21 protein-coding genes are annotated in these 23,056 nt (G+C 45.7%); 2 read left to right on the top strand and 19 right to left on the bottom strand.

The window, feature by feature from the left end:
* Nucleotides 1-68: 68 nt before the first annotated feature.
* The 7 genes from V6669_RS08740 to leuB all read right to left on the bottom strand — a co-directional run bounded on the left by V6669_RS08740 (nt 69) and on the right by leuB (nt 7,815).
* Nucleotides 69-1,382, bottom strand: a complete 1,314-nt coding sequence (locus V6669_RS08740; protein ID WP_338592909.1) for a DUF4129 domain-containing protein — start codon at nt 1,380-1,382, stop codon at nt 69-71.
* Nucleotides 1,379-2,494, bottom strand: coding sequence for a DUF58 domain-containing protein (locus tag V6669_RS08735; protein WP_047842250.1), 1,116 nt, complete (start codon nt 2,492-2,494; stop codon nt 1,379-1,381). Before V6669_RS08735 ends, V6669_RS08740 begins: the two co-directional genes overlap by 4 nt.
* A 4-nt stretch (nt 2,495-2,498) precedes the next feature.
* The gene (locus tag V6669_RS08730; RefSeq protein ID WP_338592904.1) at nt 2,499-3,464 is read right to left on the bottom strand and encodes a MoxR family ATPase; all 966 of its coding nucleotides are present in this window, start codon (nt 3,462-3,464) and stop codon (nt 2,499-2,501) included.
* Between the two features lie 121 nt (nt 3,465-3,585).
* Complete coding sequence (locus V6669_RS08725) at nt 3,586-4,692, bottom strand: ATP-binding protein (RefSeq protein ID WP_338592902.1); 1,107 nt, start codon at nt 4,690-4,692, stop codon at nt 3,586-3,588.
* A 447-nt stretch (nt 4,693-5,139) separates the two neighbouring features.
* On the bottom strand, nt 5,140-5,556 hold the full coding sequence (locus tag V6669_RS08720) for a hypothetical protein (protein WP_017689649.1): 417 nt from the start codon (nt 5,554-5,556) through the stop codon (nt 5,140-5,142).
* A 356-nt stretch (nt 5,557-5,912) separates the two neighbouring features.
* A complete protein-coding gene (locus V6669_RS08715) occupies nt 5,913-6,452 on the bottom strand; it encodes a peroxiredoxin (RefSeq protein WP_338592899.1) in 540 nt (179 codons plus the stop codon).
* Nucleotides 6,453-6,729: 277 nt separating this feature from the next.
* Nucleotides 6,730-7,815, bottom strand: coding sequence for a 3-isopropylmalate dehydrogenase (gene leuB, locus V6669_RS08710; protein ID WP_017689651.1), 1,086 nt, complete (start codon nt 7,813-7,815; stop codon nt 6,730-6,732).
* A 233-nt stretch (nt 7,816-8,048) separates the two neighbouring features.
* Here leuB and V6669_RS08705 point away from each other — a divergent pair, with 233 nt between their 5' ends.
* Nucleotides 8,049-9,029, top strand: a complete 981-nt coding sequence (locus V6669_RS08705; protein ID WP_221822893.1) for an aldo/keto reductase — start codon at nt 8,049-8,051, stop codon at nt 9,027-9,029.
* A 376-nt stretch (nt 9,030-9,405) separates the two neighbouring features.
* Here the strand turns inward: V6669_RS08705 and V6669_RS08700 are convergent, their stop codons facing one another.
* The 4 genes from V6669_RS08700 to ilvB all read right to left on the bottom strand — a co-directional run bounded on the left by V6669_RS08700 (nt 9,406) and on the right by ilvB (nt 14,571).
* Nucleotides 9,406-10,947 carry a 2-isopropylmalate synthase gene (locus V6669_RS08700; RefSeq protein WP_036610154.1) on the bottom strand — a complete coding sequence of 514 codons (1,542 nt, stop codon included), beginning with the start codon at nt 10,945-10,947 and terminating at the stop codon, nt 9,406-9,408.
* Nucleotides 10,948-11,086: 139 nt separating this feature from the next.
* On the bottom strand, nt 11,087-12,079 hold the full coding sequence (gene ilvC / locus V6669_RS08695) for a ketol-acid reductoisomerase (RefSeq protein ID WP_036669754.1): 993 nt from the start codon (nt 12,077-12,079) through the stop codon (nt 11,087-11,089).
* Nucleotides 12,080-12,340: 261 nt separating this feature from the next.
* Entirely contained in the window at nt 12,341-12,823 is a 483-nt protein-coding gene (ilvN, locus tag V6669_RS08690; protein ID WP_024628317.1) for an acetolactate synthase small subunit, read from the bottom strand.
* Nucleotides 12,820-14,571, bottom strand: coding sequence for a biosynthetic-type acetolactate synthase large subunit (ilvB, locus tag V6669_RS08685; RefSeq protein ID WP_091032851.1), 1,752 nt, complete (start codon nt 14,569-14,571; stop codon nt 12,820-12,822). Before ilvB ends, ilvN begins: the two co-directional genes overlap by 4 nt.
* A 600-nt stretch (nt 14,572-15,171) precedes the next feature.
* On the opposite strand from ilvB, the gene V6669_RS08680 reads away from it, so the two are divergent.
* On the top strand, nt 15,172-15,618 hold the full coding sequence (locus tag V6669_RS08680; RefSeq protein ID WP_091014845.1) for a GNAT family N-acetyltransferase: 447 nt from the start codon (nt 15,172-15,174) through the stop codon (nt 15,616-15,618).
* A 6-nt stretch (nt 15,619-15,624) separates the two neighbouring features.
* Here the strand turns inward: V6669_RS08680 and V6669_RS08675 are convergent, their stop codons facing one another.
* The 8 genes from V6669_RS08675 to infC form a co-directional block, all read right to left on the bottom strand.
* A complete protein-coding gene (locus tag V6669_RS08675) occupies nt 15,625-16,014 on the bottom strand; it encodes a hypothetical protein (protein ID WP_249911280.1) in 390 nt (129 codons plus the stop codon).
* Between the two features lie 214 nt (nt 16,015-16,228).
* Nucleotides 16,229-17,191, bottom strand: coding sequence for an ABC transporter permease (locus tag V6669_RS08670; protein WP_062833426.1), 963 nt, complete (start codon nt 17,189-17,191; stop codon nt 16,229-16,231).
* Nucleotides 17,192-18,271, bottom strand: coding sequence for an ABC transporter permease (locus tag V6669_RS08665; protein WP_074094292.1), 1,080 nt, complete (start codon nt 18,269-18,271; stop codon nt 17,192-17,194).
* Entirely contained in the window at nt 18,264-19,802 is a 1,539-nt protein-coding gene (locus tag V6669_RS08660; RefSeq protein WP_036610171.1) for an ABC transporter ATP-binding protein, read from the bottom strand. Before V6669_RS08660 ends, V6669_RS08665 begins: the two co-directional genes overlap by 8 nt.
* Before the next feature lie 298 nt (nt 19,803-20,100).
* Nucleotides 20,101-21,141, bottom strand: coding sequence for a BMP family ABC transporter substrate-binding protein (locus tag V6669_RS08655; RefSeq protein ID WP_338592870.1), 1,041 nt, complete (start codon nt 21,139-21,141; stop codon nt 20,101-20,103).
* A gap of 579 nt (nt 21,142-21,720) precedes the next feature.
* The gene (gene rplT, locus V6669_RS08650) at nt 21,721-22,080 is read right to left on the bottom strand and encodes a 50S ribosomal protein L20 (protein ID WP_017689664.1); all 360 of its coding nucleotides are present in this window, start codon (nt 22,078-22,080) and stop codon (nt 21,721-21,723) included.
* An 88-nt stretch (nt 22,081-22,168) separates the two neighbouring features.
* The gene (gene rpmI, locus V6669_RS08645; protein WP_017689665.1) at nt 22,169-22,372 is read right to left on the bottom strand and encodes a 50S ribosomal protein L35; all 204 of its coding nucleotides are present in this window, start codon (nt 22,370-22,372) and stop codon (nt 22,169-22,171) included.
* A gap of 24 nt (nt 22,373-22,396) precedes the next feature.
* A complete protein-coding gene (infC, locus tag V6669_RS08640; protein WP_017689666.1) occupies nt 22,397-22,891 on the bottom strand; it encodes a translation initiation factor IF-3 in 495 nt (164 codons plus the stop codon).
* Nucleotides 22,892-23,056: the final 165 nt, after the last annotated feature.

The raw sequence follows: 23,056 nt of genomic DNA, 5'->3' as shown, positions 1-23,056 counted from the left end.
TTCTGACCAACTTGTGTATTCCTCTCATGATACTTGAACGTGACAAGAAAAGTAAAGGGATTCCGGACTTATTTACTTCGATAAGATCTCCAGATTCGGTCAATCTCAACCATATCGGAACGATCGGGAGCTTTCTCACCATAACGAACGGCATTATACGTATCTGGCAGTCTCGCAGACAGCTCATCCTCTTCTACCTTCACACCATTCTGAATAATGGTCTGTGCAGCCTCCAGTGGAGTGTGCGTCCCCTGTATTTCCACGCCTCGATGAGCGGCTCTTTCAATCCAAGTCCGATAATAATAGCGAACACGTTCAGCATCCTGCGCAGGTGGCGCTTCTTTTTTCCGAAACCAATTCTTTCGGACTTTTGCTGGCGCATCAAGCGTCTCACTGACATCGATATACTCCGTCCGTGGTTCTGCCTTCTTTTCACCTGGTTGTAACATCCCCTTGAATCGGTCCATAAGTCTGTTTATCGTTTTTTGTCCCAACCTCAGAAGCAGCCACAGGATTGCTCCTGCTACAGCACACATCACTACCCAACCGAGGATGTTCCAAAAGATTGAGGGCTCGGATGGCGGCTCTCTCCAGTCATTCGGTAAATTTAACGGCTGATTGGGGTTGTCTATTGGTAATCGAGGCTCCTCGCCGGAAATCGGACCAAACCATCCCCTGATCCATGCAAGCAAGCGGTCACGTAGCGGCCCCAGCCAGGCAGCCAGGCTGGGGAAAGCACCGATTGCAACGATAACAATAAACATCCACATGAACCGCTGATGATTCGCACGTGCAAAATCTCTCAATACCAATCTTCTCTTGCCGTCATTGAGTATTGCCTGATCCAGTTGCAGCATATACCGTCCCACCAACCAAAAGGCAAAGCTGATCACTCCCGCAATATAGATCCATAGGGTATAGGTTCGTATCGGCTGCATGAATTCCAGCGAGTTCGAAGCAATCATAAGCACGATCGCACTGATTACACCCATAATCTGCAAGCGCCATAACAACACAGAATGAAAGACTGGCTGGAAGGTCAGACCTGCATAAGCCGAGATGACTCCACACAGTACCAATGTGATGATATCCGGCAACGGGAGAATGAGGCTCATCCCAACAACGAGTGCGAAGAGAAATCCTATGACGAGTGCCGTTACTCCACGAATGAATGTACTCTTCTCGCTAAAACCTGGAATTTTATGCTGAATGAACTGTCCCAACCAGCCTACAAAAACAACCAGGATGAATAATGTGAACGGCAAATGTTCCATTGCGTAGAATGAAGCGATCGTAAATATCGGAAAAAGGTATATGCCCGCCATCAAGACGGCAAGCATCGCTATGAGTCCTTTGGTCGTCGCTTCCTGTCTTCTCCTCATGCACTCACCGCCTTTGTATTACCCTTCACGTCCTCTACCGGGAGAATCGTTACACGATGTCCTTGTTCGTGCAGACGTGCAATCTCGTGCTCCATAGCGGCAGATACATAGGATGTAATCAGCAGATAGCTGCGGATTTGCTGCGCTTCTTCATTCAGACGTACTTCATCATTCAGGAATTGCTCCATGGGCACCATGCATTTCAACTCTGTCTCAGCCATAGCTTCCAGTAACCGTTCCAGATGGGGCGTGCCATAATCCGGCTCAATCCGAAGTGTATCGCGGCCTCCACCCACATGATAACCATTATGGGCGAAGCCTGCCGGCAACCCTCTACCGATGGCATCCACTGCAGCCGTGGCAGCGTAACGGAGTGCACGTTCAATCTTTTCCGGTCGAGTAACAACACTCCACATATCTGCTGATTCTTGAATGTTCACTACAATCCAGGATTGCGGATCAGCCGTCCATCCCTGTTTGTAGACTTGTAATTCACCTGTACGTGCACTCGCTTTCCAGTGAATACGATTCATGGGGTCGCCTGCACCATAAGGCCGAACACCCAGGATCAAGAAAGGATCTTCAACGATCCATCGTGATACTTCCACTTCTCCCTGCCATACTTGATAAATTGCAGGAAGATCCTCTGCATTCACTAATGAAGGATACACGATCATCGACATTTGCAAAGGAATCGGTTTGGTGGAACGCCACACACCAAAGAGATCCCCACCTGTCATCGTTGCTGTATTTAATGGATAAATCCCACGCTGAGTACATGTAAAAGGATGCTTGCGCGTAATACGAGTAAACGGTTTTAACGTAAAAATACTCTTATGGTTCTGATAGATTTCTCCTTGACTAATATCCATTCCTGAGCCGGAACGAAATACAAACGACACTGGCATCATCGATTCAAGTCTGAGCCACGGTACGGAGACTCGTTTCTCATTCGATATCGTCTCCACCATCTCAAGTTCATCTCCAGCGTAACAACGCAGCTTGCTGAATTGTCTGCTGTACTTGAGTTTTCGCAGTGCAGGTCGTCCAAACCACACACCATGTATAACAACGACAATGCCTCCAACAAGGACAAGCCATAATAATGCCATAAGATTAACGCCCGCTTGTAGCGAGATTCTCCGTAGGCACTTCTGTCTGATTCAGAAGTTCCTGGATGATACGCTCCGCCAAGCCCTCTTGTTGTCTGATCCGATTACGAAATACCAGTCGGTGGGCCAGCACAGGTTCCGCCAGAACTTTAATATCATCAGGCAAAACAAAGTCTCTGCCATGCAGTGCAGCCCATGCCTGACTTGCCTTAAGTAATGCCTGAGCCCCTCGTGGACTTACGCCAAGCGAGAGCTCGGGATGTTGCCTTGTCGCTTCGGTTAACTGAATGATATATCGTAACAAATCTTCGTTGATTTGCACTGTTTTATACGTATCCTGCGCCTTCAAAAGTTCTTCACGACTGATCACTGCCGAGAGATCATCAACAGAACGACTGGCTACCGTACGTCTCAAAATTTCTACACTCTCTTCACTGCTTGGATAACCCATGCGAATTTTCATCATAAAACGATCCATCTGCGCTTCAGGTAGCGGAAAAGTTCCCTGGTTATCTACAGGATTTTGGGTGGCGATAACGATGAATGGCCGTTCCAGCTGTCTCGTTGAACCGTCGATACTGATCTGGCGCTCTTCCATGCACTCCAGCAAGCTTGATTGTGTACGCGGTGTAGCCCGGTTAATCTCATCGGCTAGTACAAGATTGGCAAACAAGGGGCCGGGTCGGAACTCAAAATCCCCTTCTTTTTGATTAAAAAAATGAATCCCTGTTAAGTCCGAGGGCAGCAAGTCCGGTGTGAACTGTATCCGTTGGAATGTGCAGTCCAATGAAGAGGCTACCGATTTGGCAAGCATCGTTTTCCCGGTACCCGGTACATCCTCCAGCAGCACATGTCCTGACGCTATGATCGCTGTCATCACCAGTTCTATGGTATGCTCTTTTCCCACAATCACTTGTCCCACGTGATCCATCAATTGTTGATTCATTCGTTCCATTCCTTGGATTTCCATCTGCATCTCATCCTTCCGTTATGGGGCTTATGTATTCGCATTCATTACTAACTATAACCGTTATTGGCAACATAAAACAAAGGAGTTGGCAAATGACCAACTCCTTAACTCCCCGCTTTTCTCAGTATACCAAGGGTAACATAATCATAAACCGCGTGCCTTCGCCCTTTTTGCTATCCACAGAGATGGTGCCTCCATGGTTCTTGATGATTCGGTAACTAACCGAGAGTCCAAGCCCCGTTCCGCTCTCCTTGGTCGTGAAGAATGGATCAAACAGACGTACAAGCGTGTTATGGTCCATCCCATGACCGTTATCCGCGATGGAGATCTGCACGAACTTGTTTTCCGTGGCGGTAGATATTCGAATTAGACCCGTATGTTCTTCGCCAACTTCCTCAATGGCATCCATTGCGTTTTTCACCATATTCAAAATAACCTGCTTAATCTGTTTGACATCAATGGACACATTCAACGGGGCATCCCCTTCATCCAGTACGATCTCGCATCCCTTCATCAAACCTTCGCTTTCGGTCAGCAAGACCACCTCTTTGAGCAAAGAGTCGACGGATATCACGGTCTTCTGTGGAGCTGACGGTTTGGAAGAATTCAAAAATTCGTAGATGATGTCATTCGCCCGATCAATCTCCGTCAGTATGATTCGAGCGTACTCGTCTTTGCCGAGCTGCAGCAAATGGGGCCTGAGCAGTTGGATGAACCCACGGATTGCAGTCAACGGATTACGAATTTCATGAGCAATAGATGCTGAAATTCGCCCCAGCATCGCAAGTTTGTCATTTTGATAAGCGGTCTGTTCAATTTGTTTATAATCAGATACATCTTTGACGCTGAACAAGAAGTCGCCATCCATCTGATCACCATACGTCACAGTAACCAGCCAATGCCTTCCGTATTCATCAATCAATTCATGATAGCGCTTACGGTGAAAAATGGTTTCCCGATAGATTCGTAAAATTTTCTTTTTCTTGAATCGGCTCATCTGTGGATGATGCAGCATTTGCATCAGGGTGCAGCCGCTCAACAGACTTCTTGGAAGTTCCAACAACTTTGCCATCTGAACGTTAATAAACGTCAATACACCGTGACTGTCAAACAACATAATACCGCTATCCAGATGTTCCAGTACATTCTCGTACTTGTTGTTATCCAGATGCACAGGCGGGAATCCATCCGTTGGTTGAGGCACTGTATCCTGAAATTCACTAATCATGTCAGGTTCCTCCTTTTCACGTAAATGATAAACTTGCCATTCGGACATCATATCATCACAGAAACAGGAAGGGCCGATTTTATTTTTCATTACCGGTGCCCTTTCGTTGGGGGGCTGAGCCGAAAATATGGATGGCATGGCCGGAACTCAAGCTGGTCTATTCCCGGTAACCAACAGTCGATCCGGAAAATCATATACGTTTGTCCCATTCTGACCTTCTCCTATTCCCAAACACGAACATTTTTTGCTCCGCCTCTTTTGCAAGTCTGTTTTTATCATAGACAAGTTTATAGAAGAGAGTCAATCGGAGAAAGTGTCGAATGGAAATTATTTTAAAAAAAACCTCGAATTAGTTCCAGAATACAGCACAAAAACGAAGCCGTTTCACCCAATAGGCAAATCAGCTTCGTTTTTAATATCTTTAATTGGTGATATATCCGAGTTCATCTATAGTCCGGTCTTATTATGCTGAATTTTCAGTCTGCGCTGACTCATCACAGCTAATCGACGTTTAAGTTCGCTTTCCCACTTCTCGTCTTTGGTTTCTTTGGCGAGCCTGAGCAAATCCAGAGCCATATCAATCTGGCGCTGCACAATGACCATGGCATCCTCGCTCTCACGGTTTACACAGTTTTCGAAAATCGCATCTTCATCTTCTGTCACATAATCTTGAAAGTCGATTTCGGATGCACCGTCTCCATGCGCATATTCAGCCAGAATTTCGTATTCGTTTTCCACTTTATAATGCACCTCGACCCGGTGACACACCGGGCAAAACAGCAGGGGAACATTATGAACCTGGGTGCGGTAATGCTTCAGCGTGCCCTTCGTTCCAACCATACTTGCCCCACAACAGTAACTCATTTTTGTTCACCCTCCTTATTACGTGCCGGGACTTTTTTGTTAAAATGCCATCCCGTACACTTCCAGCACTTCCGAAAAGGAATAGTTCCATCAGTGTATCACATTCATGTACAGATTATAAATGCAGAGCACCGGAATATTTACCGGGTTTCCATACCCTATTCGCCTTGAAGGCCATCAATTCCTCTTTCAACAGATAAAAAGAAGACTTTCTTCTAATATATTATTAACACGCTTAGCTGCTTGTTCAAACACTTTTGATTAACTTCGTAATAACTTTTGGCAAAAGGGTGCAAAAAGCCCTCAATCCCTAACGGGATGAGGGCTTGAACAAAAACCGTTCAAGTTAACCTGGCTTACAGGTTAGTGTCGCCTGGTTTCCAGTTCATTGCACACAATCCGCCGGATTGCAGTGCTTGCAGTACGCGAAGTGTTTCTTCAACACTACGGCCTACATCGTTGTGGTTAACCACTTGATATTTCAATTCACCTTCTGGATCGATGATGAACAAGCCGCGCAATGCTACGCCTTCTTCTTCGATCAGAACGCCGTAATCTTTAGCCACTTGCTTCGTGATGTCAGAAGCCAGCGGGAAGTTCAATTGACCCAGACCATTGCTGTCTACAGGTGTGTTGATCCATGCTTTGTGGCTGTGTACGGAGTCTATGCTCACGCCAAGGATTTCAGTATCCAAAGCTTTGAATTGCTCGGAAGCAACGCTCAAAGCTGTAATTTCAGTTGGGCACACAAATGTGAAGTCCAAAGGATAAAAGAAGAATACAAGCCATTTGCCACGATAATCGGACAGTTTAACGGAACCGAAATCTTGTCCGTCTCCCGATACTGTTTCCATTGCGAAATCCGGTGCTGGTCTACCAACCAAACGTTCTGCCATAACTAAAAATTCCTCCTTTGGGATTATGTAAGCATCCTTGCGGATTGCTCATCATCAAGAAAAACGCGTACGCTTTTCCTGTAATTAAAATAATTTGATACTTGATAACAAGTACAAGTAAAATGTTATCATCCGGACTTCCCAAAGTCAAGATTATAAACATTATTTTTTTATAATAATTATAAATAAGGATTTTTCGTGGCAAAAATGATAAAGGAACAGCCCTCTGTACATTCCATAACTGGAAACAAAGGGCTGCCTGTAGTTGATAATATAATTACGCCTGTTTCTGAATAGCCGCTACGATCAAATCGCCCATTTCGGTCGTGCTGATCGCTGTGCTCTTGTCTACAGCAATATCACTTGTGCGGTGTCCTGCGTTCAATACATCCGACACAGCTGCTTCAATAGCATCCGCACCTTCTGCATAACCAAAGGTTGTGCGGAACATCAATGCCAAAGAGAGAATGGTTGCAATCGGATTAGCGAGGCCTTGACCTGCGATATCCGGTGCAGAACCGTGTACCGGCTCATAGAGTCCAAAGCTGCCCTCTCCCAGTGATGCAGATGCGAGCATACCGATGGAACCTGTCAACATCGCTGCTTCATCACTCAAGATATCTCCGAACATGTTTTCCGTTACGATGACGTCGAAGCTAGACGGACGACGCAGCAATTGCATCGCGCAGTTGTCTACCAGTACATGCTCCAGTTCAACATCCGGATAATCCGGTGCTACCCGGTTCACGACTTCACGCCAGAGACGGGAAGTTTCCAATACGTTGGCTTTGTCTACAGAAGCCAGCTTTTTGCGACGTCCTTGCGCAATTTCGAACGCCTGACGAACGATCCGCTCCACTTCCGTTACATTATATGCACAAGTATCTACTGCCTCTTCGCCCTGTGCACTTTCACGTCTGAACTTCTCTCCGAAGTAGATACCACCTGTCAACTCACGTACCACCATCAGATCTGTACCTTCCAATACTTCAGGCTTCAGAGTTGAAGCATCCTTCAGGCAATCAAATACGACAGCCGGACGCAGGTTGGAGAATAATCCGAGTGCTTTACGAATACCCAGCAGGCCTGTTTCCGGGCGAAGCTCCTTGCTGTTGTTATCCCATTTTGGACCGCCAACCGCTCCAAGCAGGACTGCATCTGCACTTTTACATACGCTCAGTGTTTCTTCAGGAAGAGGTGTTCCCTTCTCATCAATCGCGATTCCGCCAAACAGCGCATGCTCTGTCTCAAAACGATAACCGAATACTTCCTCCGTACGTTTAAGCACTTTCTCAGCCTCAGCTACCACTTCAGGGCCGATTCCATCACCAGCAATAACTGCAATTTTTTTCACGTCTGCCATTGGGTTGTCCACTCCTTATATTTCATTCATTAATTATTCATAAAGTAACGTCTCATATTAACTCTCTCTTTTGTATCATATTCCAAGGTCATTTGACCAAGATATACAATCTATGACTTTAATAGATTTTACCTATAAGCTAATAGAGATTGGCCTTTCCAAGTTGTTCCTGACCTCCCGGTGGGGTAAAATATAGCTGAATTCAAATCAGGTACGCAGGAGGGATAAGCAACATGCAATATTCGTATTTGGGTAAATCAGGCCTCAAGGTCAGCCGAATCTGTCTCGGTACTATGAATTTCGGGCCTGCTACAGATGAAAAAGAAGCTTTCCGCATTATGGACGCAGCACTTGATGCAGGCGTGAACTTTTTTGATACCGCTAACATCTACGGCTGGGGTGAGAATTCCGGTCTTACCGAAGAAATTATCGGACGCTGGTTCAACCAGGGTGGGGGCAGACGTGAGAAAGTGGTTCTGGCCACCAAAGTCTATGGCTCCATGCATGATGATACAGATGGCCCCAACAACGAAGCTGGCCTCTCCGCCTACAAAATCAGACGGCATCTGGAGGGTTCCCTCCGCCGCTTACAGACCGATCATATCGAGCTGTACCAGATGCACCATGTGGACCCTGCCGTATCGTGGAACGAACTGTGGGGCGCATTTGAGAATGCCGTTCATCAAGGTAAGATCGGTTATGTAGGATCGAGTAACTTTGCTGCATGGCAGATTGCAATCGCTCAAAGCGAAGCCAAGAATCGCCATTTCCTCGGCCTGGTTTCCGAACAACATAAATATAGTCTCAACTGTCGTTTGCCTGAATTGGAAGTACTGCCCGCAGCCAAAGAGCTGGGCCTCGGCGTCATTCCATGGAGTCCACTGGATGGTGGATTACTGGGACGTAACGCTTTGCAGAAGCTGGAAGGAACACGCAGTGGCGGCATCGCTGGACGGATCGAGCAGCAGCAGACTCAGCTTGAAGACTTTGCCGCACTCTGTCGTGATCTCGGTGAACCACAGGATACGGTGGCTTTAGCATGGGTTGCAGCCAATCCGGCAGTGACCGCCCCGATTATCGGACCGCGTACGCTGGAGCAGTTTGAGACCGCACTCAAATGTCTGGACGTGACTTTGGATGAAGCTGTGCTCAAACGTCTGGATGAGATTTTCCCGGGTCCAGGTGGACATGCACCTAATGCATACGCGTGGTAATAGCTTGATAGCGTAAGCCAATGCAATAGGTAAGCGTAGAACTGTATTTCACTGCCATAATTATATAAATCAGCATTTTGCATAATTCGAATTATACCGCTCACGGGTACAAGATATAGACGAACAGAATCATTTCGATCTATATCTTGCTGATTGGAAGACGCTTAGAGGATTTATGCAAAATGCTTAAATACAAGCAAAAGAGTCTGACCCTCCACAGGAGAGTCAGACTCTTTACATCCCTCACTAAACGTAACAAAGCAAGCCGAAAGATCTACCACATCAATTCAGATTAAGATAGATCTTCCTGGCAGCGTACATACGTCCCAGCTTAAAGTTCAGTTCAAGGAAGGGGGCGTGCTTCTTTCATCGGAGCCTACAGGTTAACGTTTACACGGTTCGTATATGTTTTGCGTTTCTCAATCAATTGGTTCAGACCGTCCACATAAGCACGTGCACTTGCACCAAGTATATCCGTACTTACACCACGTCCTTGTACCGACACCTGATTTTGAGTCAACACAACATGTACTTCACCCAATGCATCCTTACCATGCGTTACCGATTTGATGGAATAGTCAGACAACGTTACGTCTTCCCCACTCACCTGGTCAATCGCGTTGTAGATTGCATCTACCGATCCGTTACCCTCTGCTTGCTTCTCGATCGTATCCCCGTCAAGCGTCGCAATGCGGACTTTGGCCGTTGGTACCGATTCATCTCCGTACGTTACGAAGATGGATTCCAGTTTATACACCTCAGGTGCATCCTGCAATTTCTCTTCAATTACGGCAAGCAGATCTTCATCAGTAACTTCTTTTTTCTTATCAGCCAGATCTTTGAACTGGGCGAAAGCCCGATTCAATGCTTCTTCTTCCAGCTCATATCCCAGATCAATCAACCGCTCACGGAAGGCATGACGACCAGAATGTTTACCAAGTACAAGCTTGCTTTCTTTCAGACCGATGGACTCTGGAGTCATAATCTCATACGTTGTTTTTTCCTTCAACATGCCATCCTGGTGAATCCCGGATTCATGTGCGAAGGCATTCGCCCCAACAATGGCTTTGTTTCCAGGCACAACCATCCCTGTCAAACGGCTAACCAAACGACTGGTCCGTGCAATCTCAGACAACTGCAGCGATGTTTTCGCCTGGAAAAATTCCTGACGTGTCTCCAGCGCCATAGCAATTTCCTCGATCGCCGTGTTCCCGGCACGTTCACCAATACCATTGATCGTACCTTCGATCTGATCGGCTCCGTTGAGAATGGCTGCAAGTGTATTGGCCGTCGCCATACCCAGGTCATTATGACAGTGGGCACTCAGCTGTACCTTTTCAATGCCGTGTACATTCTCCTTGAGATGTTTGAAAATGTTTCCGTATTCATATGGGCTCAGGTAACCAACCGTATCCGGAATATTCACGACGGCTGCACCTTCTTCCACAGCCATATTCACCATTTCCACGAGGAAATCATACTCGGTACGACCTGCATCCTCAAGTGAGAATTCAATCTTCGAGAATGTTTTCTTTGCATAACGAATTGCGGAACGAGCTGTATCCAGTACCTGCGCTTTGTCCATGCGCAATTTATGTTGGCGGTGAATAGGTGAAGTTGCCAGGAAAACGTGAATGCACGGGTCCTGTGCACCTTTAAGTGCTTCTTTAACCGCATCAATGTCTTGCTCTCTGGATCGGGACAAGCCAATTACAGTCACATTTTTGACCGCATTTGCTACTGCATTGACAGCTGCCAGGTCACCTGGAGATGCCGCCGGGAAACCCGCTTCCATCCGGTCAATGCCCAGCCGCTCGAGCTGATGGGCAATTTCCACCTTTTCACGAGTGTTCAGATTGACTCCCGGGGATTGCTCTCCATCACGCAGCGTTGTGTCAAATACATAGATTTTACGCACGCTTCGCACCTCCTGTACTTGTTATTATATGTTTCTCTGAACCAGCAATAGCGGCTCACGCATAAAGCACGGCCGCTATTCCCAGTTAAAGCTCTAAGTTTACTTTAATACCTTAAAGTGCATGTCCAGAAGTTAATGCTTACTTCTTGATCCAGTGCATCATCTCACGCAATTGTCCGCCAACCACTTCGATTGGGTGTTCAGCTTCGTTACGACGAGTTGCTGTCAAGAATGCACGTCCGGATTGGTTTTCCAGAATGAAGTCGCGTGCGAATTTACCTTGTTGGATATCCGTCAGTACTTCCTTCATTGCTTTCTTCGTATCTTCAGTTACCACGCGAGGTCCAGTTACATAGTCACCGTACTCAGCTGTGTTACTGATGGAATCACGCATGCTTGAAAGTCCGCCTTCATACATCATGTCAACGATCAGTTTCAGTTCGTGCAGACATTCGAAGTATGCCATTTCAGGAGCGTAACCCGCTTCTGTCAATGTTTCAAATCCAGCTTTTACCAATGCACTCACACCACCACACAGAACAGCTTGCTCACCGAACAGATCTGTTTCTGTTTCTTCACGGAAGGAAGTTTCGATAACCCCTGCGCGTGTACAACCGATACCTTTAGCATAAGCCAAACCGATTTCTTTAGCTTTACCCGTTGCATCTTGCTCAATCGCGATCAGGCCTGGTACACCAAAACCTTCCACATAAGTACGACGTACCATGTGACCAGGGGACTTAGGAGCTACCAGCAATACATCGCTGTTTTTTGGAGCAACGATTTGACCGAAATGAACGTTGAAACCGTGTGAGAAGAGCAATGCAGCGCCTTCTTTCAGGTTTGGTTCGATTTCGTTTTTGTATACAGAAGCTTGAGTTTCGTCTGGCAGCAAGATTTGAACTACATCTGCGCGGCTTGTTGCTTCAGCCGGGGACAGAACTTCAAATCCGTCATTTTTTGCAGTGTCGAAGGATTTACCTTCACGAAGTCCGATGACTACGTTCAATCCACTATCACGAAGGTTTTGAGCTTGGGCGTGGCCCTGGCTACCATAACCGATTACCGCGATCGTTTTTCCTTTCAATACGTTAAGCTCTGCATCCTGTTCATAATAAGTAGTTACTGGCATGTTTATAAGTCCTCCTTTGTATTGTAAAGAACCCTTCATTAATGAGCGGGTGTCTCAAGGGACCGCCTCGCTTGGAGTGTCAAAAACATCTCTGGTCTGATCCGATCCGTTCAGACACCCGCCCATTAATGCGGGAATGTAGCTATATTTTCAAGCGTTACATCACTAAAATGTTAAATTACAACTGTTAAGGGACTGACACTCACATAAGATCAACTGTATATGTTAGCTAACCGTCGTCCCTCTTCATTCATTATAACTTTATACGTTGCCGCGTACCAATGCAGTTATGCCTGTGCGGGACAATTCGCGAATGCCATATGGCTTGAGCAATTCAATCATAGCATCAATTTTGTCCGTATCTCCGACTACTTGCACAATCAGGCTGCCTGGACCAACATCTACAACGGATGCGCGGAATGTTTCTACCACACCCAGAATTTCAGGACGCTCGGAAGGCTCTGCTTTCACTTTGATCAGGGCAAGTTCCCGGGCTACCATCGGTTTCAGGCTGAAATCAACCACTTTAATAACATCGATGATTTTGTACAATTGTTTTTCAATCTGCTCCAGCGTTTTATCGTCACCAATGGTGACAATAACCATTCGGGAGAGTCCAGGTTCTTCCGATTGACCTACTGTAATACTCTCAATGTTAAATCCGCGTCGACCGAACAACCCTGATACCCGCTGAAGGACGCCAGGCTGATCGTTTACCAGTATCGAGATCGTATGTCTTATCATTCGTCAGCATCCCCCATCAGCATTTGATCAATTGTCGCTCCTTGCGGAACCATTGGATATACATTTTCTTCCTTGCGTACTACGAATTCAACAACGACCGGTCCTGGTGTATCCAAGGCTTCCTGCCAAGCACGCTGGGCTTCTTCCTTGTTGGTTGCACGCAATCCTTTTACTCCATAAGCTTCAGCCAGTTTCACAAAATCTGGACTTCCTGCCAGATCAATATGGCTGTAACGGTTCTCATAGATGATCTCTTGCCATTGGCGAACCATTCCGAGTACCTGATTGTTAATGATTACGATTTTTACCGGTATATTGTTAATGGCACAGATCGCGAGTTCTTGGGAACACATCTGCATTCCGCCGTCACCGTTAATGGAGATAACGAGTCTGTCCGGATTGGCCATCTGAGCACCTATGGCAGAAGGGAATCCAAAGCCCATCGTTCCGAGACCACCCGAAGTTACCCATGAACGCGGTTGATTAAATTTATAATACTGTGCTGCCCACATCTGATGTTGTCCTACATCCGTAGTTACAATCGCTTCACCTTTGGTTGTATCATTCAGCATTTCAACAACCCACTGGGGTTTCAGTACTTCGTCTGAATCCGTGTAGCTGTAAGGTTTCTCTTGTTTCCACTGTTTGATCTGGTCTCTCCATGCATCTGCACGCTCTGCACGTCCAACTTCTTTGTTGGCTATTTCCAGTACCGTCTTCACATCACCAACGATTGGAATGTCGGTTGCAATGTTTTTACCAATCTCAGCCGGATCAATATCGATATGAACGATTTTGGCATGTGGAGCGAATCCATCCAGCTTGCCTGTTACCCGATCATCGAATCGTGCGCCGATATTAATCAGCAAATCCGCTTTTTGAATAGCCTGATTGGAAGTGTACGTTCCGTGCATACCTGGCATACCCGTCCATAATTCATGACCGCTTGGGAATGCGCCTAGACCAAGGAGAGTAGTCGTAATTGGAATGCCTGTCTTCTCAACAAACTCGAACAGTTCTTCATGTCCTCCCGAGTATACCACACCGCCACCAGCCAGAATCATTGGGCGTTCTGCTTCCTGAATGGCTTGGGCCAAACGGTCAACCTGCAGTTTGTTTGGTACTGTCCGTGGATTGTACCCTCTCAATATAACAGGTTCAGTTGTTGGTTCAAACAATGTTTTGTTCGCTGATACATCTTTTGGAATGTCGATCAGTACAGGACCTTTACGACCGGTATTGGCAATATGGAATGCCTCATGAATTACACTGGACAGATCTTTTACATCTTTCACCAGGTAACTGTGTTTGGTGATTGGCATTGTAATCCCCGTAATATCCGCTTCCTGGAAAGCATCTGAACCGATCAAGCTTGAAATAACGTTCCCCGTAATGACTACGAGTGGTACTGAATCCATATACGCTGTTGCAATACCTGTAACCAGATTCGTTGCTCCTGGTCCGGAAGTCGCGATGCAGACACCAACTTTGCCGCTTGCACGTGCATATCCGTCAGCTGCATGTATTGCACCTTGTTCGTGACGAGTGAGAACGTGTTTGAAATCCTCGAAACCATACATCGCATCGTAAATGTACAACACTGCGCCGCCCGGGTAACCAAATACGCACTCGACACCTTCAAGTAACAAACTTCTCAGCAGAATTTCGGATCCGCTAATGACCTCCGGCTTCATCCATTTTTCACGTAATTCATCTGTTGACCGTACTTCTGGAATTTGAGCTCCCATCAGTCATCCTCCTCTCGAAATTTACACCATTCTGACATTTAAAGTTACAAAAAAAACCTTCCATCCCTGCAAACAAGTTCATGCTTGCGAGGGACGAAAGGTTATCGCTTCCGTGGTACCACCCAACTTTGCCCGAAATTTCGCAATAACGGACCTTACCAGGTACAACAAAACGAATAGCTCAAACGAACATAGTCGTTTCCCATACCTGTTGTCTGTAACGCAGACATACGATTTTCCCTAATACGCGAAAGGAGTGACATCCAGTGCTTTTCAGGAAAACAGCTCCGAGGTGAGCTCGTATATAAGGGATAATGGTGGTGGTTTCAGCAATTCCAGCCACTCTCTGAGCAAAAGAGCCCTTAAAACTTCGTCCTCTTCATAGCCGATGAAATATTCTCGTTAAATGTTAGGAACATTATATGATTCCTCCAACCGATAAGTCAATACCTGTTTTGCATAAAAATTCAGAGAACCTTCCTTCCTCCCTCTTCAACCTATAAGGTTGCCCTAATCCCAGCGCTTCATTCAGTCACCTTTTATCTTGCTTCGGGCATAGGATATACGAGCAGCACGACTGGTCCTGAAAGGAGGCTCCGCATGGTGATTCGGCAACGCACATCCAAGCTGGATGATGGCGCCATCATGAAGCTGATTGACACTCAACTTGTTCCTTTATCCCATATGAGCGAAAAGGAAATTAATAAAATCCGCAAAGAAATACCCCTGCGAATGAACAGGGGCATGACCTTTGTTGTCTCGCCGGAGCCAGACAAAGCTGCTGTGGCATTCATCCATTTTCTCATGCATGGGGAATTGCTCTATGTCGATATGATGGCCGTTAGTCCGAAAGAACAACGCAAACGTTACGGGCAAACTTTGTTGCTCAAAGCAGAGAGCTTTGCGGCATCCCGAGGTTGTCGAAGATCTAAAGTAATGGTGGATGAGGGCAATACCAAAGGGCTTCAGTTTTATCAAAAAAATGGATACAGCGCGATTCGATACATCATGATAAGCCGCTGCTACGAATTGGAAAAAACATTATAGAATGTCCTAGAAAAATCCTGGTGGGCGTGGACCTGGACCATAAGGGCCGAATCCAGGACCAGGTCCATATCCGCCACCAGGTCCTCCAGGTCCATATCCCTGTCCGTAGCCTGGACCATATCCAGGGCCTGGTTTTGGTCCAGGTCCATATCCGGGACCGAAGCCGGGACCACCTCCATAAGCATAAGGCAGTGTGGCAATAGCGAGCAGATCAAACAATACCAGTGGCAGAATCGCTTTTGTACGTACTTTTTTGCCATTCAGACGCTTCAGTACCAGTTTGTTGCCCGATACTTTCAACAGCTTTCCCGTAACCCGAGTGCCGTCTTTTTTGATTGCAACAATATTTTTGCCTATTAATTTCATCGCTTCATCACGCGTAACTTGTTGTTTCATACTTTCCCCTCCTCCTCGGATCGTTCAAAACAGTGTATTCGTCCATCACTGAATTCGCCTGTTTCTTTGTCCCTACCTGAAAATATGGGTATCTGCACGAGAACCAAGTTAAGCATGTAAAGGTCGATGGGCGTTTAAGAAAACAAAAAAAGGCCCGCACAAGGCGGACCCTTTATCAAAACTCTGAATAGCTAACCTGATATGGGAAAGGTTGTTACCTTTTACCCGGATCATATGCTTCACCGAGTGCAGACGGAGCCGAAGAACGTCCAACCGCTGCAACGAGAACGATGATGGTAAGCAGGTAAGGCAACATAAAAATAATTTCCTGGGGAATACTTTGTGACCACTCAAACAACTGTACATAGTTTCGGATCGCTTGTGAGAATCCAAAGAAGACAGCCGCACCAAAGGCACCAATCGGATTCCACTTACCAAAGATCATAGCTGCAATGGCAATATAACCTTGGCCGGAAACCGTATTGTGTGAGAATGTCCCCGTAGTTGTCAACGTAATCGCAGCTCCACCAATGGCCGCAAGCGCACCACTGATCATAACGCCAATATAGCGATAACGAAGCACTTTAACACCAACCGTATCAGCCGCACTTGGATGTTCACCTACAGAACGAAGGCGCAGACCAAATGGCGTTTTGAACATGATGTAATACGTCAGGAATACGAACAGAATGGCCAGATATGTCGTTGGATATACGTTCTTGAAGAAGGCTTCTCCAAGCAAAGGAATGTCTTTCAAGAATGGCACATCAAACTTGCTGAAGCCTTGAACCAACGGTGAATCACCAGAACCTTCAAACAACAGTTTAACCAAGTACAACGTACTTCCTGCTGCCAAAAAGTTAATGACGATACCACTGATAATCTGGTCTGCCTTAAATGTGATGGACGCAACGGCATGAATCAGCGATACCAGTACGCCCAATACAATCGCGAGCAAAACGCCCATCCAGGCCGATGTCGTTCCACCCATGCCCGCTTCTTGAGCATAATGCGCCCCGATTCCAGCTGCAAAGGCACCAAAAACCATAAAGCCTTCAAGTCCAAGGTTTGTTACACCTGATTTTTCCGAAAAAATTCCGCCGAGTGATGCAAAAATCAATGCCGTAGCAAAGACAAGCGTCGTATTGATAATTTGCCCAATTGTCAACAAGTCCATCTACAACACCTTCTCTTTCTTACGCTTCGAATAGAACGGTTTAAGTATCCAGCGCACGATGCCTTGTGCCGCAATGAAGAAGATAATCGAACCGATCACAATCCGAATAATCTCAGGCGGAACATCCGCAGCAAAACTCATACCTGCAGATCCGTACGTGAGGGTACCGAACAGCACTGCACCCAATAACACTCCAAATGGATGATTCAAACCAATTAGTGCAACCGCTATTCCGTCAAAGCCTGTACCCGGTGAACCCGACATTACGGTCTGGTAATGGAACACACCAAGAACCTGGAAGGCACCACCAAGACCGGCAAGCATACCACTGATAAACATCGCTTTTACGATATTCCGGTTAACATGCATACCTGCATATTCAGCGGCATTAGGGTTGTAACCTACCGCGCGGATTTCATAACCTTGTTTTGTTTTCCACATATAGATATAAAAGAGCACAGCCATCACAAGGGCAATCAACGTCCCCATGTGTACACGGGAATTGCCCATCAGTTCAGAGAGCCATGTCAAACTAATCGACGCTGATTCGCTGATATCCACGGAACGATTCTCGCCCTTCAACAGCAAGAATTGGCGTACGATAAGGTTGGCCAGATACAGACCAATCCAGTTCAACATGATACTACTGATAACTTCATTGACCCCACGTGCCGCCTTCAGATAACCAGCAATAGCGGCCCACAGACCACCAAACAATGCACCGGCAATCAAAGCCAGTGGCGCATGAAGGTAGATCGGCAAACCTGCAAATTTAACACCAACAAATGTTGCAGCGGTCATACCAACGAGAAATTGACCTTCTCCCCCGATGTTAAACAACCCTGCACGTGATGCAAATGCAAATGCAAGTCCAGTCATAATTAGTGGTGTCATTTCCCGTACTGCTTCACCAAAGTTGTACATGTCGCCAAATACCTTGGTGAACAATGCACCATAGGCTTCAATTGGATTGTAGCCACCAATCAGCATGACAACTCCACCGAGAATAAGACCCATAATAATAGCTACTACAGGCAAAATAAATGAATCTCGCGTAAACCATTTCAATACGTTATTCATGCGCAGTACCTCTCTTTTGAGTGCTGCCCGCCATCATCAAGCCGAGCTCCCTATCATTGGTTTCTTCCGGCAGCACCTCGCCAACGATCTGGCCTTCATAAATGACAGCAATTCGGTCAGATACATTGATAATCTCATCAAGCTCAAATGAAATCAGCAGAACAGCCTTACCTTGATCACGCTGTGCAATCAGTTGCTTTTGCACGAACTCAATAGCCCCTACGTCCAAACCACGCGTTGGCTGTGCAGCGATAAGCAGTTCAGGGTTTTTATCTACCTCACGGGCGATAATGGCCTTTTGCTGGTTTCCTCCGGACAAGGAACGAGCTTTGGTCTCGATGCTTGGTGTACGCACGTCAAATGCCTCAACAAGCCGCTTCGCCTGCTGTTTGATGGCATCGAAGTTAAGGAAGCCTTTACGGGTGTATGGTGCTTTATAATACGATTCCAGAACGATATTTTCACTCACTGAAAAATCAAGTACAAGTCCGTGTTTATGTCGATCTTCCGGAATGTGGGCTACACCCGACTCCGAGATATGGCGCGGAGAATGATTGGACAGCTCCTTGCCCTCCAAAAGAATCGAACCACTCTCGACTTTACGAAGTCCGGTAAGGGCTTCAATCAGTTCACTTTGACCGTTACCATCCACGCCTGCGATTCCGACAATCTCTCCTGCACGTACGTTCAGGTTAAGTTGGTTCAGAACCGAAATACCTTCTTTATTCTTGGCCGTTAATTTACTGACTTCGAGCACATTAGCTCCAGGTGTAGCCGGTTTTTTGTCCACTTTGAATGTGACATTCCGCCCCACCATTTTCTCTGCCAGCTCATTCGGATTTGTTTCCGATGTTTTAACCGAATCAATTACTTTACCCCGACGAATAATGGTCACCGTATCGGAGATTTCCATAATCTCTTTCAGTTTGTGCGTGATCAAAATAATGGACTTTCCTTCAGCTACAAGCTTCTTCATGATGATCATCAGTTCTTTGATCTCTTGAGGAGTCAATACAGCTGTAGGCTCGTCAAAAATCAGAATGTCTGCACCGCGATACAACGTTTTAACAATCTCTACACGTTGCTGCATTCCGACAGAAATATCATGAATTTTGGCATGAGGATTCACCTTAAGTCCATACTGTTCGGAAAGACGCTGAACTTCAGCAGCTGCTTTTTTATAGTTAATGTTGAGACCCTTCGTTGGTTCAGATCCCAAAATAATGTTCTCTGTTACCGTGAACGGCTGTACAAGTTTAAAATGCTGATGCACCATGCCTATGCCAAGATCGATCGCTCGGTTAGGGCTGTCGATGATGACAGGCTTGCCATTCACTTCAATGGAACCTTCATCTGGCTGATAGAGACCAAATACAATATTCATCAACGTTGACTTACCAGCGCCGTTTTCGCCCAGTAGCGCATGGATCTCGCCTTTACGAAGCTGAAGGCTGATGGCGTCGTTGGCAACAATGCCTGGGAAACGCTTCGTAATTTGTTTTAACTCAACGACGGGGGTTGCTGCACCCATGTAATCACCCTTATAACTGATATAGTGTGGTTCCGCAAACGTAAAAAAAACGTCTATCGACGTACTTTCAAAGAAGACAGACCGCGCTTAGCTGAAGTTTTTCTTGCGACAATCGAATGGTTCAGCTCATTAAGAACATATCAATTCCATTATCTTAAGAAAAGCTCCTACCGGAGCGTTGGTGCACAGTGACCTTGTACAATTGTTATGATGACTTGATCAAATGTTCCTGTTCTTGCAATCATAAGGCCGGTCAAGACCGGCCCCAATGATTATTCATTTGCGACTAAGATAAAATTTACTCCGTAGGAACTTTGATTTCGCCGCTGATGATTTTTTCTTTGTACTCTTCCACTTTTGCAAGTGTATCAGCAGATACATTGGCAGTAGAGGTATCAGCAATACCTACGCCGTTTTCTTTCAAAGTCAGGTTCTCGGAACCGCCAGCAAATGTACCATCAACTACTTCTTTGTTAACGCGCTTAACGGCTTCGTCAACTTTTTTAATCATGGAAGTCAAAGTGATCTCATCACCAAACTCAAGAGATTGGTCTTTGTCTACACCGATAACCCATACATCTTGACCTTGCTTCTTACGAGCACTTGCTTCGTTAAACACACCGTTACCTGTTGCGCCAGAAGCGTGGAAGATAATATCTACGCCTTCATTGTAAAGTGTTGCTGCTGCTGCTTTACCCAAGTCAGGTTTATCAAATGCACCTGTGTAGTTAGAAATGAATTGAGCATCAGGGTTAACTGCTTTAACACCTTCTCTGAATCCTACTTCAAACTTTTTGATCAGTGGGCTTTCCATACCGCCTACAAAACCAATTTTGTTGGATTTTGTTGTCAGACCAGCTACAACACCAACCAAGTAAGATCCTTCTTCTTCAGCAAATGTTACGGATTTAACGTTAGGAGCATCAACAACACTGTCGATGATCGCGAGTTTAGCATCAGGGTTTTGCTCAGCAACCGTTTTGATTGCATCAGCCAATTGGAAACCGATACCCCAAGTCAGATCATATCCACCTTTAACGAATTCGTTCAAGTTAGGAATGTATTCTTCATCGGATTTACTTTGCAGGTATTTAACAGCAGCACCTGTTTCTGTTTCAGTCGCTTGCAGAGCTTCCCAAGCGGATTGGTTAAAGGATTTGTCATTAACTCCACCTACGTCAGTAACCATACCGATTTTGAGGTCGGATTTCGCTTCAGTGGATGTGCCACCTGTATCTCCTCCGGCATTTGTTTCTTCTTTCGGTTTGCTACCGCAACCTGCGAGCATAACCGATACCGCCAGCAACATTACCAAAGACAAGCTGAGCATCTTTTTCATTTCTCTTTTTCCCCCTTAATGATATATCCCTCATTCCAATCCAGCCTACAATTGAACGGTTAACAGATAGCAGGAATGACTTTTATGCAGAATGTATGGTTTCTTCGACATTAAAAGCGCATTCTCACCCTTGAAGCATCCTATCATCTGTCGAAAAACCGAACATTATGACATGGAGAGAAAAATCTAGGACTAGCCTACTAGAGGTGATTATACAATCAACCAGTGTTAAAATCCAGATGTTTCATCACCAAATATCACATATTTTTGTTCTTTTTTTATTGAAAACGCTTAATAATTTAGCGTTTTAACACACTAACGTTACAACGATGTGATGTTATATAACAAAAACATATCGTGAACTTTAGTGCTAAGTGGAATTTACCTGTTTTCTTTTGTATTATTTCACCGTTCGTATTTTATGTATCGCCATGGTCTGTTATTCAACCAGTTATCTGGTTTCATTGTTCCCTTCCAGACCATAGCCTATTCGCCTACTCTTTCAGAGATTGGGCTTCGGATTTCTTCCAAGCCGTAAAAAAAGCCGCCATATAGGTACGGCGGCTTGTATCATACAATTTAAGCGTTGATTTTGCCTTTAGCTACAGTAGCCAAAGAGTTGAACGCATTGATGTCGTTAACGGCCAGATCAGCCAACATTTTGCGGTTCATGTCTACTCCAGCAAGTTTCAAACCATGGATCAGTTTGTTGTAAGACAAACCATTCATACGTGCTGCAGCATTGATACGAACGATCCACAGTCTGCGGAAGTTACGTTTCGTGTTGCGACGGTCACGGTATGCGTATACCAGGGATTTCATTACTTGCTCGTTAGCTGTTTTAAAAATACGGTGTTTGGAACCGAAATAACCTCTTGCCAGTTTCAAAACCTTTTTATGACGACGACGTACTACAAAACCGCCTTTTACTCTTGCCATATTAAAGAACCTCCCAAATAAATATAAATGTATCCGTGGTATGTGTACGGCCGTAGCCGATCCCCCATACGGAATGTACTAATTAGAATTAGCCTTTCAAGTTAGCCAAACCTTGTTTCAAACGTCTAACATCCCCGGCAGCCATAACTGGGTTACCGTTCAGAACGCGCTTAGCACGTTTAGATTTGTGGGAAAGCAAGTGGTTTTTGTGAGCTTTGTAACGAAGGACCTTACCAGAACCGGTAATTTTGAAGCGTCCTTTCAAACTGCTGTGTGTTTTCATTTTAGGCATTTTGTGTTTCCTCCTCCAATGTTATCAGGCTTTAGGAGCCAAGATCATGATCATACTGCGGCCTTCCAATTTTGGTTGACGTTCAACAGTACAAAGTTCTGCAACTTCTACCTTAACGCGCTCCAAAATCCGTTGACCAATCGCGGCATGTGCAATTTCACGTCCGCGATAACGAACAGAACATTTCACTTTGTCGCCTTCGTTCAAAAACTTAACTACATTACGAAGCTTCGTTTGATAATCGTGCTCCTCAATATTGGAACGGAACCATACTTCTTTAATATCAACAATTTTCTGGTTCTTACGGGCTTCTTTATCTTTCTTTTGTTGCTCATAGCGGAATTTGCCATAGTCCATAATACGACACACCGGCGGTTTAGCCTGTGGTGCCACATTGACCAGATCCAAATTCAGGTCAATCGCCATTTGCAGTGCTTCGCGAATGGGCGTAATCCCAATTTGTTCTCCTTCAGCTCCGACAAGGCGTACTTCCTTCGCCCGAATCTCATCATTAATCATGTGATCTTTACTAATAATCGTCCACCTCCAGGTCATTTTGAATATCCAGTTAAACAAAAATAAAAGGGATGCCGGTCAAGCTACCGACATCCCTGTAATCAACACAATTCTTCATGAGTATACACTTCATAAATTATTGGGATCGTTGACCAGCCAACATGTTTG

The sequence above is a fragment of the Paenibacillus sp. Y5S-9 genome (assembly GCF_036894235.1).
Lineage (GTDB): Bacteria > Bacillota > Bacilli > Paenibacillales > Paenibacillaceae > Paenibacillus.
This window is presented reverse-complemented; position numbering and strand designations above follow the sequence as displayed.

Bases quoted from the DNA above. Each gene is read 5' to 3' on its own strand.
- V6669_RS08740 (WP_338592909.1), bottom strand. From the start codon at position 1,382: ATGAGGAGAAGACAGGAAGCGACGACCAAAGGACTCATAGCGATGCTT.
- V6669_RS08735 (WP_047842250.1), bottom strand. From the start codon at position 2,494: ATGGCATTATTATGGCTTGTCCTTGTTGGAGGCATTGTCGTTGTTATA.
- V6669_RS08730 (WP_338592904.1), bottom strand. From the start codon at position 3,464: ATGGAAATCCAAGGAATGGAACGAATGAATCAACAATTGATGGATCAC.
- V6669_RS08725 (WP_338592902.1), bottom strand. From the start codon at position 4,692: ATGATTAGTGAATTTCAGGATACAGTGCCTCAACCAACGGATGGATTC.
- V6669_RS08720 (WP_017689649.1), bottom strand. From the start codon at position 5,556: ATGAGTTACTGTTGTGGGGCAAGTATGGTTGGAACGAAGGGCACGCTG.
- V6669_RS08715 (WP_338592899.1), bottom strand. From the start codon at position 6,452: ATGGCAGAACGTTTGGTTGGTAGACCAGCACCGGATTTCGCAATGGAA.
- leuB (WP_017689651.1), bottom strand. From the start codon at position 7,815: ATGGCAGACGTGAAAAAAATTGCAGTTATTGCTGGTGATGGAATCGGC.
- V6669_RS08705 (WP_221822893.1), top strand. From the start codon at position 8,049: ATGCAATATTCGTATTTGGGTAAATCAGGCCTCAAGGTCAGCCGAATC.
- ilvC (WP_036669754.1), bottom strand. From the start codon at position 12,079: ATGCCAGTAACTACTTATTATGAACAGGATGCAGAGCTTAACGTATTG.
- ilvN (WP_024628317.1), bottom strand. From the start codon at position 12,823: ATGATAAGACATACGATCTCGATACTGGTAAACGATCAGCCTGGCGTC.
- ilvB (WP_091032851.1), bottom strand. From the start codon at position 14,571: ATGGGAGCTCAAATTCCAGAAGTACGGTCAACAGATGAATTACGTGAA.
- V6669_RS08680 (WP_091014845.1), top strand. From the start codon at position 15,172: ATGGTGATTCGGCAACGCACATCCAAGCTGGATGATGGCGCCATCATG.
- V6669_RS08675 (WP_249911280.1), bottom strand. From the start codon at position 16,014: ATGAAACAACAAGTTACGCGTGATGAAGCGATGAAATTAATAGGCAAA.
- V6669_RS08670 (WP_062833426.1), bottom strand. From the start codon at position 17,191: ATGGACTTGTTGACAATTGGGCAAATTATCAATACGACGCTTGTCTTT.
- V6669_RS08665 (WP_074094292.1), bottom strand. From the start codon at position 18,271: ATGAATAACGTATTGAAATGGTTTACGCGAGATTCATTTATTTTGCCT.
- V6669_RS08660 (WP_036610171.1), bottom strand. From the start codon at position 19,802: ATGGGTGCAGCAACCCCCGTCGTTGAGTTAAAACAAATTACGAAGCGT.
- V6669_RS08655 (WP_338592870.1), bottom strand. From the start codon at position 21,141: ATGAAAAAGATGCTCAGCTTGTCTTTGGTAATGTTGCTGGCGGTATCG.
- rplT (WP_017689664.1), bottom strand. From the start codon at position 22,080: ATGGCAAGAGTAAAAGGCGGTTTTGTAGTACGTCGTCGTCATAAAAAG.
- rpmI (WP_017689665.1), bottom strand. From the start codon at position 22,372: ATGCCTAAAATGAAAACACACAGCAGTTTGAAAGGACGCTTCAAAATT.
- infC (WP_017689666.1), bottom strand. From the start codon at position 22,891: ATGATTAATGATGAGATTCGGGCGAAGGAAGTACGCCTTGTCGGAGCT.